Below are 15,434 nucleotides of genomic sequence, written 5' to 3'. Positions count from 1 at the left end.
AGTATCCCAGCGCTTGCTACAAGAGCGAAGGTTAGCTGACCTTATTCGATCACCTCGTCGGCGCGCAGCAACACCGCCGGCGGAATCTCGATGCCGAGCGCCTTCGCGGCCTTCAGGTTGACGACCGTCTTGAGATTTGTCGGTTGCTCGATCGGGATGTCGGCCGGACTTGCGCCCTTCAATATCTTGCCGACAAAAACAGCGCTGCGGCGAAACATGGCGGTGAAGTCCACCCCGTAACCCACCATGACGGCCCCGTGAGAAGCGAGAACGGGTGCGGCAATCGATGGCACGCGGCACTTGTCAACAATCGCGGCGACTAAGGAAGAGTTGGTGATAAACGCATTGGCTTCCAGAATCAGGAGGCCGTCGATGGATGCAGAACCGACGATTGACAGCACGGTTTCGAGGTCGCCGGGGACGTCAACCTCGATCGGTCGCAGCTCCACCTTCAATGCCTGCGCTGTGGCCGCCATGGCGCTCATGGTACTATCTTTCAGGGGGTTTCCTCGTTGCAATAGCACCCCCGCGCGGGTCATCGAGGGAGCTAGGCTCGCGAGAAGCTCCAACCGCTTGGCCGCCAGTTCTGTAACGAATTGAGTTTGTCCCGTTATGTTGCCACCAGGATGAGCCATGCTGGCTGCGAAGCCCAAGGTCACCAGATCTGGACCCACGATCATCACGGTTGAAATCTTCGTCGTAGCGCGGTGAGCGGCAAGTATCCCGGGAGTTGTAGCCGTCACGAGAACGTCGACATCGAGGGCAACCAGTTCAGCCGCCAGCCCGGGCAGCCGGCTGTCGTCGCCGCCGGCGTCACGATATTCGACGTGAATGTTTTCGCCTTCAACCCAGCCGAGATCTCGAAGCCCGGCGAGGAAAGCATCCACCTCCAAATTTCGTGGCGGAGGGAGGAAGAGGCCGATGCGGGCAATTCGCTTCGCTTGCTGGGCGCGTGCCACCGAAGGCCACGCTAACGACCCACCAACCAGAGTAATGAATTCTCGTCGTTTCATTGCAACTCTCAATTTCGTACCCGCATCAGCTTCGACTGCCCGACGACCTCTAGGTTATTCCGGTGCTTGCAAGCTTGGCCCCCCGCGGCAGCACGATGGTGAACTCGGTGAATTGCCCAGGCTGCGTATCCACCTCTATCCTGCCGCCGTGTTGCTTCACGATGATGTCGTGGCTCATGGACAGACCGAGTCCAGTGCCCTCCCCCGCCGGTTTGGTCGTGAAGAACGGATTGAAAATTTTTTCCTTCACCTCCGGCGGGATGCCGCTACCGTTGTCGCGTATGCGTATCTCGATGTGATTACCGAGATTTCTGGTGACAGCGCTGAGCACCGGCTCGAAATTCGCATCGCCGTTGTCGGCTCGACGCTTGCTCGCGGCATAAAACCCGTTCGAGATCAGATTGAGCAAGGCGCGGGTGATTTCCTGCGGGAACAGCTCTATCACGCCGGCGTCCGGATCCAGGTCGCGCCGCAACGTGATATTGAAATCCGGTTTCTCGGCGCGGGCGCCGTGATAGGCGAGATTGAGGCTCTCGTCCAACAGCGCGTTGATATCGACCGCCCGGTGCTCGGCCGAACCTTCCCGGGAATGCAACAGCATGTTCTTGACAATGGAATCGGCGCGCTTGCCGTGCTGAACAACCTTTTCGAGGTTGCTTTTCAGCAGCTCGCGGATTTCATCCAGCTCCTTTCGCCGGCCCGCGTCGTCGAGCGCCGGATTCTCAAAAATATCGGTCATCTCGTCGATGAGTTCGACCGACAGCGCCGAGAAATTATTGACGAAATTAAGCGGGTTCTTGATCTCGTGCGCGATGCCGGCGGTGAGCTGGCCGAGCGACGCCAGCTTCTCGGTCTCCACCAAGCGGTCCTGCGCGGTGCGAAGCTCGTCGAGCGAAGCGGCAAGCTCCTTGGTGCGCTGCTGCACCTCATCGAACAGGCGGGCATTCTCGATCGCGATCACGGCCTGGTCGGCGAACGTTTCAATCAGTTGGATCTGTCGCGGCGTGAACGGCCCGGCGACGGGTCTGGCTAGGTCAAGAACGCCGAGCACCTCGTTATCGCGCAGAAGCGGCACGCCGATGATCGACTGCCAGCCTCCGAGCTTGATGGACTGGGGAAGCCCGTATTCGGTATCCGCGGCGATGTCGGGAATGTGGACCGTACGACGTTCGACCGCGGCGCGTCCGGCGACCGTCGTGCGATCGAGACGATGCGGATGGGTCGACAGATATTCGACGAATTCGGGCGTGCCGCCGTAACTCGCGCCTACATGAAGTAGGTCGCCATGCGACTGGAACAGAATGCAGATGGAAGCGTCGCAGAGACCGGCTGCGGATTCAAGAAGCGTCTGCAGGACCGTCTTGAGATCGAACACCGAACGGCTGATCACCTGCAGCACCTCCGACGTCGCGGTCTGCTGCTGCAGTGACTCTTCGAGGTCGCGGGTCCGCTCCTGAACCTGTCTGAACAGGTTCACATTGGAAATGGCGATCACGGCCTGGTCAGCGAAGGCCTTCAGCATTTCAACATGATGATCGGCGAACGAGCCCGGCTCGATCCGCGTCACGCCGATAACGCCGATAGCCATGCCATCGAGCAGCAGCGGGACCCACAACGCGCTGCGCCATCCCCGTTGGCGTACCATTGTCAACTGATCGGATTCAATACCAGGTTCTAGTTCGATGTCGATGATCCTGTGGATCTCTCCCCTGCGGATGGCGTCACTGTAGCTGAATCCCGACAGCGGGCGCGGATAGAAAGCTTTGAGCGCAGCATCGGCTGCGGGCGTCGTAAACGTAGATGCTGACATGTGAACGACATCATCGACAATGCTCACGACGGTCGTTGCAAATCCGCCGACAAGATGATTGGAGCGCTCGGCGATAGCCTGGAAGACGGGCTGGACGTCCTCGGGCGAACTGGCGATGACCTTCAGGATTTCCGCGGTCGCGGTTTGCCGCTCCAGCGCCTCCCTGGTCTCGTTGAACAGCCGCGCGTTCTGAATAGCGATCACCGCCTGATCGGCGAAGGTCGACAGCAGATTGATCTGCTTGTCGTTGAACGGACGCACCTCGGTACGGCGCAGCAGGATCGCGCCGATACTCTCCTCGCCACGCAGCAAGGGCACCGACAGAACGGTATGAATGGTCGCGCCCGTGCTTTGGCCCATGGCTCTGGCATCCGGAAACTGGGCACCCTCTGCGGATAGCATGTCGTGAACATGCACGGGGTTTTGATCCACAAAGGCCCGGCCAGCGGTCCAATTGCGGCTGATCGGCCATCTGTCGAGCGTTACGGGGATGGGACCAGAGTGCGCGCTAAAACGGAGATGTTCTGCGTCTTTCAACAGGACGACCGCATCATTGGCTTCGCAAAGCTCGCGCGCGCTCTCGACGATCTCTTTCAAAACCGGTTCGACATCGGTGGGTGAAGAGGCGATTACCCTCAGAACATTGCTGCTCCCGGTCTGGTAAGCCAGTGCCTGCTTGGTCTCGTTGAACAGTCTTGTGTTCTCGATGGCGATCACGGCCTGGTCGGCGAATGTTCGTACCAGATCGATCTGCCGCTGACTGAAGGGTTCCGGCTGCGTACGAGAGAGACTGAATACCCCAACAGTCTCCTGCTCGCGCAGGAGTGGGACCGCCAGCAGGCTGCGGTATTCGCCCAGACGCTGCACCTCGCTCAGGCGATAATCAGGATCAGCCAGCACGTCGGGGAAATGCACGACTGAGCCGGTCGAGAAAGCACGTCCAGCACCGCTACTCTGGTTCAGCGGGATCGGGTTGTCGTGAAAGTATTGCACAAGCTCCGGGCTGCAGCCGACCTGGGTAGCAAGGCGAAGCCCATCACCATCGCGTAGAAAGAACGTGCCGATCGGCGCGTTACACAGGTTGAGCGCCGACTTCACCAACGTCGTCAAGACCGCCTGCAAATCGAAGGCCGACCGGCTAATGACCTTGAGAACGTCAGCGGTCGCGATCTGCTGTTGCAGGGACTCTTCAAGGTCGCTGGTCTTGGCCTGGACTTCGTCAAACAGGCGGACATTCTCGATCGCGATGACCGCCTGGTCAGCAAAGGTTGCGACCAGCTCGATCTGTTTCTCGGTAAAGGCGCCGGGTTCGCTGCGATTCAGCGATAGCGCACCAACGAGCCGGCCTTCGCGCAACAGCGGCACCGCAAGCGTCGCGCGATAGCGCGCGCGGCTCTGCTCGCCGGTCAGGCCGTATGCCGGATCGGCCAGCACGTCCGGAATGCAGACGGGTTTCAGCGAGGCTCCGGCGCGCCCGATCGCGGAGGGATGACCGGGCATCAACGGGCGGCGTTCGAGCATTTCGTGAACTTCGGGCGGAAAATTCCAACTCGCGAGGATACGAAACACGCTGCCATCGTAGCGGAAGAACATCGTCTGCTCGGATCCGCACAGCCTCGCCGCGGTATCGGAAATGGCCTCAAGCACGGGATTGAGATCCGAAGGCGAGCGGCTGATCACCGCAAGGACTGCGCTGGTCGCGGTCTGCTGTTCCAGCGCCTCGCCGAGATCGCGGGTTTTGGCCTGCACCTCATCGAAGAGCCGCGCGTTCTCGATGGCAATCACGGCCTGGTCGGCGAAGGTCTGCACCAGTTCGACGTGCCGCGGCGAAAATTGGCCGATGCAGTCGCGCCCGAGGACGAAAAGGCCGATGCCCTGGCCTTCCCTCATCAAGGGAACGATGAGCAGCGACTTGAAGCCAAGCTTTTCCCGAAAGGCCTGCGTTGCCACCGAGCGATCGTTTTCGAAATCGCCGATATTGGCAATTTCCCCCGACGACAGAGCCCGGGTCGTGGCAAAATTGGGATCATGAGCCGGAATCCGCGCCTGCCGGACGAAGTCCTCCTGCTCTTTGCTGATCGTCGTGTAACCTCGACAGACCAGGAAGTCGTCCTCCCGGATATACAATCCGCACAGGCCCGCCGCACACAGTTCCCCGGCGGAGCGCGCGAGCGTATGCATTACGGAATCGAGATCGAAGGCTGAGCGGCTGATCACCTTCAACACGTCCGCGGTCGCAGTCTGCTGCTCCAGCGCCGCACCGAGATCGCGCGTCCTGGCTTCGACCTCGTTGAACAGCCGCGCGTTCTCGATTGCGATCAGGGCCTGGTCGGCGAAGCTTTGCAGCAGAGCGAGCTCATCACCGGTGAATGGCAAGAGCCGGTCACGAAAAACGATAAGGGCGCCGATGGCCCTGTCGTCGCGCCGGAGCGGCGTGCCGCAAACGGTGCGCGCGCCACCGGCCCGAGCGTGGGGCAAGCCGGGAAAGCCAGACATCGAGGGATCAAGGTGATCGAGGTCCGGAATATGAATCTGCCTGGACTCGGCCACCACCGTGCCCGGCAAGTTTCGGCCGCCGACCTTGATACTGGACGGGGGAAAGGCCGAACCAACACGCTTGGCGATGGCGCCGACGCGGTACTCCTGCGTGAACTCGCTGCCTTCGGCAAGCTGGATCGAGACGCTGGACGCCTTAAACAGGCGCGCGGTCGTCTCGGCGATCAACTGCAACGGCCCCGCGGCATCCCCCGATGCGTTGGCGACCGCGCGCAGGATTTCGGCGCTGGCCTCCTCTCGCATCCGCGCTGCTTTCAACTGCCGCTTCAGCTGTGCGATCTCCGACTGGAGGGAAGGCTTCTGCTTGCGGGGATCGGTCTTTGTCGATTTCGGCTTGCGCAAACCGGGCTTGTGAGATCTGGACACGCCGGATTTGCGCACCCGCAGCCCTTCGGGACCGGCCGTCGTGCGACGCTTTCCTGCTTTTTTCCTGGTCTCGGCATCCTTGGTCTGTTTCGTGCCAGACTTGGCATCGCGCCCCGTCATTCGATCACCTCGTCGGCCACCGTCAGCAGGCGGTCGGGCGCCGCGATTCCCAGGGATTTCGCTGTCTTGAGGTTGAGCACGAGCACGAACTTGCTGGCCTGTTCAATCGGCAGGTCGGCCGGTTTTTCACCACCGAGAATCTTAGCGGCATAGATGCCAGCGCGGCGGAAGTCGTCGATCAGATCGGCCGAATAGGACATCAGAAGGCCCGCTTGGCCCCACTCCGGATAGGTGCCGACCGTCGGCTTTCCCGGCGCTATGACCAAAGGCAGGACTCGCGGCATGTTGGTGTAGAGCAGCGGCTCGCCGGAGACGTAAAGGGCGCTAACGCCATCGCGGACGCTTGCCGAAACTGCACCCTCTACCTCGTCGAGACCCTGAAGTGGATGACGCACGACTTCAAAGCCGAATTGTCCAGCGACGCTTTGCAACGCCTTGAGCTCGGCTGCGGCAAGAATCGACGATGTGCTGCCTATGAAGCCGACTGCCTTCAGATTAGGCACCAGTTCCTTGAACAGGTTCATGCGCTTTTGGGTCAGCGCCTCCTCACCCCCAACCGCATTCATAACGTTGCCGGTCGCATGGCCACCCGGGTGGACATAGCTTTCTGCAAATCCGGCCTTGATGGGATCGGCGGCATAGGACGTGAAGATCAACGGTAACTCGGGCAGGACTTTGTGCGCGATCGGCGCCGCGGCGGCCGAAGCAATGATGAGGCGTGGCTTGAGAGCAGCGAGTTCGAGGGCAAGCGCAGGCAATCGATCGAAAACACCGTCGGCATAACGCCAAGCAAAAGTAAAGTTGATGCCCTCGGTGAGGCCTGCCTCCCGCAAGCCTTTGCGGATCGCCACGAGTCGATTCTCGGCCTGCTTTGCCGGTCCCGGCACAAGCACGGCGACAACGGGCAAGTCCTTTTGGGCGCGCGCCGCAATAGGAAAAGCTGCCGCGCCACCTAAAATACCAAGAAGCTCGCGCCGCCGCATGTCCCGCCCTCGGAGCTTCACTCGATCACCTGATCCGTCTGCACGAGCACCGTCGGAGGGATCGTCAGCCCGAGCGCCCGTGCAGTCTTCAGGTTGACAACCATTTCGAACTTGGTCGGCAACTGGATCGGCATCTCCGACGGCTTTTGGCCTTTGATGATTTGGTCGACATAGCCGGCCGCACGGCGCGAGAGGTCGCCGATGTCGGCGCCATAGCTGAATAAAGCGCCGGCTCGCGCAACCTCCGCTTGCTCGCCTACCACGGCCACCTTCATCTCAGCTCCGATGCGGCAGATGTCGTTGCTCATCGCGGCGGTCATGTAGTCGCGAATCACGATCATGGCCGTGCCGCCAGCCTCGGCAAGCTTCCTGATCTGCTCTGTCACCTGCGCCGGCGTCGGCGCAGTGAGCCCCGCGCGAATCGGCTCGATACCGAGCTTGCCGGTATCCGCCATGGTCTGGTCGCCCCACGCGCTGAAGGTGGGGTCGGTCGCGTTATGCATCACTCCAAGCTTTGTCAGGCCCGGCAGAATTTCCTTCAATATCGCGATACGCTTGGCCGACATCTCCTCACCGAACGCCGAGAAGCCTGTCACGGTGCCACCGGGCCGGGCGAGGCTCTGAAACAGTTCGGGATCCCTCTGCACGGCCGGCAGCGCGATCGCGACGACCGGGATTTTCGTCTTGCGCGCCGCGGCCCGCGCTGCGGCAGGACCGGGTGCGAACAGCACGTCCACCGGCATCGCGGCGAACTCGTCGATGATCGCGTGCCCGCGTTCGACGTCGCCGTTGGCGTTGCGGACTTCGACGGTGATAGTGCGCCCTCCGACATATCCGAGGTCGGCCAAGCCCTTACGGAAGGGCAGTAAAATCGCGACGTCAATCGCAGCGCTGGCGAAACCGAGAAAGCCTATGGTCGGGATGCGGGGGGACCCTTCCTGCTGCGCCCGCGCTGCAAGCGGCCAAGTCGCAGCACCACCCACCGCCAAGCCGATAAACTCACGCCTTCGCATGGCAGCCCCCAAGGCTGGAAATGCGGCAGTGTAACCGATCAAACCCAACATCCGAAAGGTGTCCGGGACCGATACGACGAAATCTTGTTAGGTATACCGAATGCCGCATATGGTGAAAGCAAGCCCGGGAGCCTGCACGCCATCTGCGTCACGGGCACGATGATCGAGCACCTCCCGCACGGAGAATTTAGCGCAGCCCGGAGACGGCGTCGGCCGATTAATTCAGCCCCGCCGGCATAACCAGCCAGACCTACTCCGGGACCGCGACGAGCCTTCGGAAAACTTTGCGTGTATCTCCGTCTCGCCCGAAGCACCAGGAGTGGCCGGGGGCGAAATCAACCGGATCCAGTGTCCCATTGGGTCATCCGCGGGAAGAGACAACGCCAAGTCTTCTTGCTAACTTGGCCGGGATGAGCATTTCCCTGCATCCGGATACGTCGGAAGGACGAACGCTGGCGGCTTCGTCCGCGGCGGTCGCACCGCCTGTCGAGGGGGCTTCGGGACCGAAGGTCCGTGCCCGCCTGTTTGCCAAATATGTTGCGCTGTTCGTCGCGGTGGTCGGTGTAGCGCTGCTTTCCAACGGGATTTTCGAGGTTTTCTTCTACTACCGCGAGCACAAGGCCGCACTGATCCGGATTCAACACGAACAGGCCGAAGCTGCCGCCGCCAAAATAGGCCAGTTCATCAAGGAAATCGAAAGCCAGCTTGGCTGGACCACGCAGCTGCCATGGTCGGCAGGCTCTCTGCAGGACCGCCGCTTTGACGCGCTCCGGTTGCTGCGTCAGGTGCCGGCCATTACCGAATTGTCGCAGATCGATTCGACCGGCAAGGAGCGCCTGCGGGTCTCGCGCCTCGCCATGGATGTCGTCGACTCCGGCCTCGACCTCTCCAAGGACCCTAAATTCACCGAAGCGGTCGCCAACAAGGTCTATTACGGGCCGGTCTATTTCCGCCGGGAGTCGGAGCCTTACATGACGCTGTCGCTGGCCGGCACGCGCAAGGATGCCGGCGTCAGCATCGCCGAGGTCAATCTGAAGCTGATCTGGGACGTGGTTTCGCAGATCAAGGTTGGCGAGCGCGGCCATGCCTATGTCGTGGGTTCGGGGGGACGGCTGATCGCCCATCCCGACATCAGCCTGGTGCTGCGCAACACCGACATGTCGAAGCTGGTGCAGGTTCAGGCCGCCCGCGCCGGTACCGCGAACGACGCCGATGCGCTGCAAGGTTCGCTGAACATCCAGGGCCAGGAGGTGCTGACGGCATCGGCGCCGATCGCGCCCTTGGGCTGGACCATGTTCGTCGAGCTGCCGGTCAAGGAGGCCTATGCGTCGCTGTACCTGGCGTTGCAGCGGCTGGCGATCGTGTTGGCAGGCGCGTCGATCTTCGCCGTGCTGGCGGGAATTTTCCTGGCCCGGCGGATGGTCGGCCCGATCAGGGCGCTGAGCGCCGGCGCGGATCGGATTGGCAGCGGCGATTTCGCCCAGCGAATCTCCATCAAAACCGGCGACGAACTGGAAGGCCTTGCCAATCAGTTCAACGAAATGGGCGCTCGATTGCAAGAGTCTTACGCCGACCTCGAGCAGAAGGTGGATCAGCGGACCGCGGCGCTCAGCGAATCGTTGGAGCGGCAAACCGCGACCGCGGATATTCTCAAAGTCATCGCCAGCTCGCCTGACGACGTACAGCCGGTATTCCAGGCGATCGCCGAGCGGTCGAACCAGCTTGTGCATGGGCTATCGACGACCGTTCTCAGTATCATCGAAGGAAACGTCCATTTGTCGGCTTTCACGCCGACAAATCCAGAAGCCGACGCCGCGCTGTCGGCGTATTTCCCCAGGTCGCTTTCCGATTTGCCGTTCGGGGAAGGCGTCCGTCGCGGCGGAGTCGTCCGCATTCCCGATACCGAACTTGAACCCGCGCTGCGCGAGCTGGCCCGTCTGCGCGGTTATCGCAGCATGTTGTTTATTCCCTTGCTCCATGACGGAACGCCGATCGGCATGATCGGGCAAACCAGAGTTGAGCCCGGTTCCTTTGACGAAAATCATATCGAGCTGTTAAAGACGTTTGCCGACCAAGCAGTCATCGCCATTTCCAACGTCCGGCTTTTCCAGGAGGTGCAGGCGCGCACGCGGGAGCTTTCCGCTTCGCTCGACGAATTGCGGACGGCCCAGGACCGCCTCGTTCAGACCGAGAAGCTGGCTTCGCTGGGCCAACTCACCGCCGGCATCGCGCACGAGATCAAGAACCCGCTCAACTTCGTCAACAATTTCGCGGCCTTGTCGGGGGAATTGATCAACGAGTTGAACGACGTTCTGAAGCCGGCGGCGCTCGATGACAAGACGCGCGAGGAGATCGAAGAGCTCACTCACATGCTCAAGGGCAACCTTGAAAAGGTCGTGCAGCACGGCAAGCGGGCCGACTCCATCGTCAAGAACATGCTGCTGCATTCGCGCGAAGGCTCGGGCGAGCATCGGCCCGCTGATATCAACGCGATCGTGGAGGAAAGCCTCAATCTCGCCTATCACGGCGCGCGCGCCGAAACGGCCGGCTTCAACATCACGCTCAAGCGCGAGTTCGATCCGGCTGCCGGCCAGGTCGATCTCTATCCGCAAGAGATTACCCGCGTCTTTCTCAACCTGATCTCGAACGGATTCTACGCCGCGACAAAGCGCAAGGAAGCCGGCGACGAGGGGTTCGAACCCGCTCTAAGTGCAGCCACCAAGAACCTGGGTAACAAGGTGGAAATCCGGATTCGCGATAACGGCACCGGGGTTCCGCCAGAGGTGAAGGAGAAGATGTTCAATCCCTTTTTCACCACCAAGCCGGCGGGCGAAGGCACCGGCCTCGGACTGTCGATGAGCCACGACATTATCGTGAAGCAACACGGCGGTACCATCGACGTCACGACCGAGCCCGGCGCATTTACCGAATTTATCATCACGCTGCCCCGAGGCGGGGCGGCACAAGCCAATATTGGAGGCAAGAATTGAGCGTTTACATACTCGTCGTGGACGACGAGCCCGACGTCGAAGCCCTATTTCGCCAGCAGTTCCGCCGGGATCTGAAATCCGGCCGCTTCACGATGGAGTTCGCTTCGTCGGCGCCAGCGGCGCTGGAGCGTGCCGCAGAGATCAGGGATCCGTCGCTGATCCTGATCCTGTCCGACATCAACATGCCCGGCATGAGCGGGCTCGAAATGCTGCCCAAGGTGCGCGCGGAGCGGCCGGACGTACCCGTGATCATGATAACCGCCTATGGCGACGCTGATACCCGCCGCAAGGCGATCGAGAGCGGAGCCGTCGGCCTTTTGACCAAGCCCATCGATTTCGCGCTGCTGCGCCTTGAGATCGATAACCGCCTCGGTCAGGCCGCATGACCGCGACCATCCTCGTCGTCGATGACGAGCCCGATCTGGAGGCCCTGGTGCTGCAGAAATTCCGGCGGCAGATCCGCGACGGCGCAGTGGCTTTCGTATTCGCCCATGACGGCATCGAGGCTCTCGCTTCGATCGAGCAGCACCCGCATGTCGACATGGTGGTATCCGACATCAACATGCCCCGGATGGACGGGCTGTCGCTGCTGGCCAAGCTACAGGAAGCCGAGGACAAGAAATCGACTATCATCGTCTCGGCCTACGGCGACATGAGTAACATCCGCACCGCCATGAACCGTGGCGCGTTCGACTTCCTGACCAAGCCAATCGATTTCGGCGATCTCGAAATGACGATCGACAAGACCATCCGTCATGTCGAGGCAATGCGGGAGACCCGGCGCCGCCAGGCGGAGGCCGAGCGCGCGCATGCCTCGCTGTCGCGTTATTTTTCGCCGCAGATCGCCAGCCGACTCGCGGCCATCGGTGACAGCGACGGCATGGAGGTGCACTGGCGCGAGATCGCGACCATCTTCACCGACATCACCGGCTTCACCTCGCTGGTGGAGACCGTAGCGCCCGAAGTGCTGGGTGCGTTGCTCAACGAATATGTCGGTGGCATGACCGACGTCGTCTTCGCCCACGAAGGGACGGTTGCTAAGATCATCGGCGACGCGATTCAGGTGCTCTTCAACGCACCCGGTGACCAGCCCGATTATGCCCGACGCGCCATTGCTTGTGCCCACGACCTCGACATCTGGGCGCAGGCGTTCCGCGAACGGTGGAAGGAGAAGAGCGTCAGTTTCGGCGCTACGCGGATCGGCGTTCATGCCGGGCCGGCGCTGGTCGGCAACTTTGGCGGCAGCCGTTTTTTTGACTACACCGCGTACGGCGACACCATCAACGCTGCTGCGAGGCTTGAGGCCGCTAACAAGCATCTCGGCACCCGCATTTGCGTGAGCGCCGCGGCGGCCGACAGCGCCGGCAATTTTCGAGGGCGACCCGTCGGCGATATCCTGCTGCGCGGCCGTAGCGAGCCGCTTCGCGCGTTCGAACCGCTGCAAGACGCCCGGTTCAAGGCGACCGCCAACGCGCAATATGGCGAAGCGTTCGCCAAGCTCGAAGCTGGTGACGCCGCGGCGATGCCAGCCTTCGCGGCGCTGGTGGGCTCGTACGCCGACGATGCGCTGGCAGGATTTCATCTGAAGCGGTTACTGAACGGTGCTAAAGGCGCCCAGATTCAGTTAGACTAGAACCGAAGACAGCGTTTACGTCTGCTGAGACATATCGGATGCGGCATGCTCGCCTATTGCATCATCCAAGTTGGCCGAAGTTGACGAAACGGCCCCATATCCCTTCGAGGTCCACGGGGCAAACTCAGAAAGCCCGGATGACCGACCCTGAAGTCGGCTTGGCTCCCATGAGCGGACATTCCTGCGAACGGCCGCTTTGTGCCGATTTTGTTGTAAAAGTCGGCTGCAATGGATTTAGCCGTTGGGCCTTTCGTTGAGCCGCGCTCTGAAGCGCTGGCCCTGACGCATTTTACGCAACTTCGACGCTACGCTACGCGATGTGGAGAGCCTGAGCCGGTGGCGGTCGTGCGACCAGCGATGCAAATCGCCTCAGATTCTGGGCGATGGCGGCTAGACCAAACTCATCCTGGGCACCTTGCGGGCTGCGCAATCGGAGCCGACCAAGCTTCAGGATGCGCTTCAAGTGTGCGAACCTCATCTCGATCTTCTTGCGCTGACGCCGAGAGAGCTCGAAGCCCTCGGTGCCAGCGAACGACCGGGCAACGTCTCGGGCATGCTCATGGATATCGCGCGGGATCTTGCGTGATGGTTGCTTTGGGCAGCACTGCGGCTTGAGCGGGCATACATCGCAGTCGAGCTTGCTTGCACGATACAGAAGGGTCTTGCCCTCGTGCACGGTACGGCTCGTCCCAAGCCGCTTACCACCCGGGCAGTGGTAAACGTCGCCGATCGGGTCATATCGAAAGTCGCTCCGCGAGAAAGTGTCATCATCCCGCTTCGACTTATCGAACACAGGGATATGTGGCGCGATGCCCTTCTCCTCGACCAGCCAGTTCAGCATTGGAGCCGCTCCGTAAGCGGTATCCCCCACAAGTCGCTCTGGCTTGAGACCGAAGCGCTCCTCGGTTCGTTCGATCATGGTCTTTGCTGCACCGACCTCGGCCTGGCGAATGGCGCGGGAGGCCTCGACATCAACGATGACGCCGAACTTCACGTCGATGAGATAGTTGTCGGAGTACGCGAAGAATGCCGGCCCCTTGTGAGCGCCGGTCCGCTGCGCTGCCGGATCGGATGGCGAGACAAATTTCGGGATGACATCGCTCGCGGCTCCCCACGCCGGATCGTCGAGGGTTGCCAATACTCCTTCACCGCGCGGCTAGACCTGGCCGGATCGCGATCCCCGCGCCAATCGTGACCTGCGATCGAGCGCTGCTTGTTCGCGTCGGCCGCAATCAGGCTCGCATCGACTGCAAATCCCTCGCCACCAACCAGACCGGCGGCAATGCATGTCTCGACAATTCGTTCGAACACGCGGCGGAGAACATCTCGATCGCGGAAGCGCTCGTTGCGGGCGCGCGAGAACGCCGAATGATCCGGGACAGCGTCCTCGATACCGAGCTTGCAGCACCCGCGATAGGCGAGGTTCACCTGCACTTCACGGCAGATCAGCCGTTCCGAGCGGATCGCAAAGACATACCCCGCGACCAGCATCCAGATCATCAGTTCCGGATCGATCGACGGGCGCCCCATCGACGAATAGTGAGATGCTAGTTCACCGCGAAGCCAGGACAGATCGAGAGCAGCATCGATCTTCCGCACCAAATGATCTTCAGGAACCGCGTCGCCAAGACAAAACTCGTAGAACAGTTGACCTTGGTCACTCTTCAGACGGCCCATCATGGATCGACCTCGCCGAGATTCGCGTCAACACAACGGAATCACGCTTCGTGACTTGTCTCAACCGACTTTTGCAACAAAATCGGCCAAAAGCAGAAGTGCACAATCCTATTCCACCACCTTGTCGGCGCTGGCCAACAGCGTCATTGGCACAGCGATTCTGAGCATGGCAGCCGTCCTGAGATTGATCGACAGTTCGAATTTGGAGGCCTGATAAAAGGGAATTTCACCTGGGTTGGCGCCGCGCAGGATGGCGTCGATGCTGGCGGCGGCCCGCTTGTTGAGCTCGACGAGATCGAACGAGTAAGCCATCAAGCCGCCGATCTCGACCAGTTCGCGAAATGGAAGCATGGCCGGAAGGCGGGTCTGCTCGATCAAATCCACGATCAGCGTGCGGTTCGACAAGGCATCCGGACTGTCCCCGACCATTATCGCATTGGCGCCTTCGCTCGCGGCTCTGGCGATGGCGGCGCGATAACCGGCCTCGCTGGTCGGCAGATCGAGCAGGAGACTGACGACCGGGACGCCGGTCATCTCGGAAGCGGCCATCACCGCAGCGCCCTGGATGCCTTCCCACTGCGGGCGCAGGGTGAGGTAAGCCAGTTTGGTCAACGGCGGAAACACCTCACGCAACAGCGCGATCCGCTTGCCCTGAATGGAGGGACCCGTATCGACACTGACACCGGTAATGTTGCCGCCGGGCCGGGCGAGGCTCTGGATCAATCCCTGCGCGATCGGGTCGCCGGTCAATCCGACGATCGGAATCGTCGAAGTCTCGCGTTTGAACAGCGACGTACCGAATCCGACGGCGTAGATGACATCCGGCTGGCTACGCACCACCTCGGCAACAAGGGCAGCAGGACCCGACGTATTGTTTTCCTTCCCGTAGCGCTCGATCGCGAGGTTCTCTCCGACGATATGTCCGAGCCGGCGGAGTTCGTTCAGCAAGGTTCGATAGTAGCGATTTTCGCCACGCTCGACCATCAGCGCCGAGGATTCGGTAACGCTGAAAATGGCGAGCCTTCGAGCCTTCGCCGCGGGTTGCGCCGAACCTCGCGTCGCGGCGGCTACCGATAAAGCGCCCGCGATGAATTCCCGACGCTTCATGCCGCCCCCTGAATCATCCGCTGCATCGTAGGATGCCGATCGACGACTTGATAGGGGGATAGCTGCGACACGACGTCCGCCGAAGGCCGGCTCCGGCGAGAAGGTAGCGGGGGCGATGGCCTTGTGGCCTGATTTGTCGTAACCACGGTCGCTGGGGGGTGGCCGG

General features: G+C 61.3%; 8 protein-coding genes and 2 pseudogenes. 3 read left to right on the top strand and 7 right to left on the bottom strand.

Translation table 11 applies throughout. From position 1 onward, the window contains the following. Positions 1 to 41 precede the first annotated feature (41 nt). The 5 genes and pseudogenes from AC0L3S_RS19950 to AC0L3S_RS19930 form a co-directional block, all read right to left on the bottom strand. Entirely contained in the window at positions 42 to 1,013 is a 972-nt protein-coding gene (locus tag AC0L3S_RS19950; protein ID WP_473280725.1) for an ABC transporter substrate-binding protein, read from the bottom strand. Positions 1,014 to 1,062: 49 nt separating this feature from the next. Then, on the bottom strand, positions 1,063 to 3,027 hold the full coding sequence (locus tag AC0L3S_RS19945; protein ID WP_473280834.1) for a GAF domain-containing sensor histidine kinase: 1,965 nt from the start codon (positions 3,025 to 3,027) through the stop codon (positions 1,063 to 1,065). Then, positions 3,022 to 5,622, bottom strand: a pseudogene (locus tag AC0L3S_RS19940) (GAF domain-containing protein); the annotation flags it as partial. The gene AC0L3S_RS19945 and the pseudogene AC0L3S_RS19940, both read right to left, overlap by 6 nt. Before the next feature lie 239 nt (positions 5,623 to 5,861). Beyond that, positions 5,862 to 6,848 carry an ABC transporter substrate-binding protein gene (locus AC0L3S_RS19935; protein WP_473280723.1) on the bottom strand — a complete coding sequence of 329 codons (987 nt, stop codon included), beginning with the start codon at positions 6,846 to 6,848 and terminating at the stop codon, positions 5,862 to 5,864. A gap of 17 nt (positions 6,849 to 6,865) precedes the next feature. After that, on the bottom strand, positions 6,866 to 7,861 hold the full coding sequence (locus tag AC0L3S_RS19930) for an ABC transporter substrate-binding protein (protein ID WP_473280720.1): 996 nt from the start codon (positions 7,859 to 7,861) through the stop codon (positions 6,866 to 6,868). Between the two features lie 410 nt (positions 7,862 to 8,271). Here AC0L3S_RS19930 and AC0L3S_RS19925 point away from each other — a divergent pair, with 410 nt between their 5' ends. From AC0L3S_RS19925 to AC0L3S_RS19915, 3 genes are read left to right on the top strand one after another with little or no spacing between them, the layout of a single operon-like run. After that, positions 8,272 to 10,851, top strand: coding sequence for a sensor histidine kinase (locus tag AC0L3S_RS19925; protein WP_473280832.1), 2,580 nt, complete (start codon positions 8,272 to 8,274; stop codon positions 10,849 to 10,851). Then, on the top strand, positions 10,848 to 11,237 hold the full coding sequence (locus AC0L3S_RS19920; RefSeq protein ID WP_473280717.1) for a response regulator: 390 nt from the start codon (positions 10,848 to 10,850) through the stop codon (positions 11,235 to 11,237). Before AC0L3S_RS19925 ends, AC0L3S_RS19920 begins: the two co-directional genes overlap by 4 nt. Then, positions 11,234 to 12,484, top strand: a complete 1,251-nt coding sequence (locus AC0L3S_RS19915) for an adenylate/guanylate cyclase domain-containing protein (RefSeq protein ID WP_473280714.1) — start codon at positions 11,234 to 11,236, stop codon at positions 12,482 to 12,484. The genes AC0L3S_RS19920 and AC0L3S_RS19915 overlap by 4 nt, the downstream gene beginning before the upstream one ends. Positions 12,485 to 12,794: 310 nt before the next feature. Here AC0L3S_RS19915 and AC0L3S_RS19910 read toward each other — a convergent pair. Together AC0L3S_RS19910 and AC0L3S_RS19905 are read right to left on the bottom strand one after the other, a co-directional pair. Beyond that, positions 12,795 to 14,164: pseudogene (locus tag AC0L3S_RS19910) on the bottom strand (transposase). Positions 14,165 to 14,269: 105 nt separating this feature from the next. Then, positions 14,270 to 15,268 carry an ABC transporter substrate-binding protein gene (locus AC0L3S_RS19905; protein ID WP_473280712.1) on the bottom strand — a complete coding sequence of 333 codons (999 nt, stop codon included), beginning with the start codon at positions 15,266 to 15,268 and terminating at the stop codon, positions 14,270 to 14,272. Positions 15,269 to 15,434: the final 166 nt, after the last annotated feature.

It is taken from the genome of Bradyrhizobium sp. Ken01 (assembly GCF_055807355.1).
The sequence above is the reverse complement of the archived record's forward strand: the minus strand, read 5'-3'. Positions and strand labels throughout refer to the sequence as shown.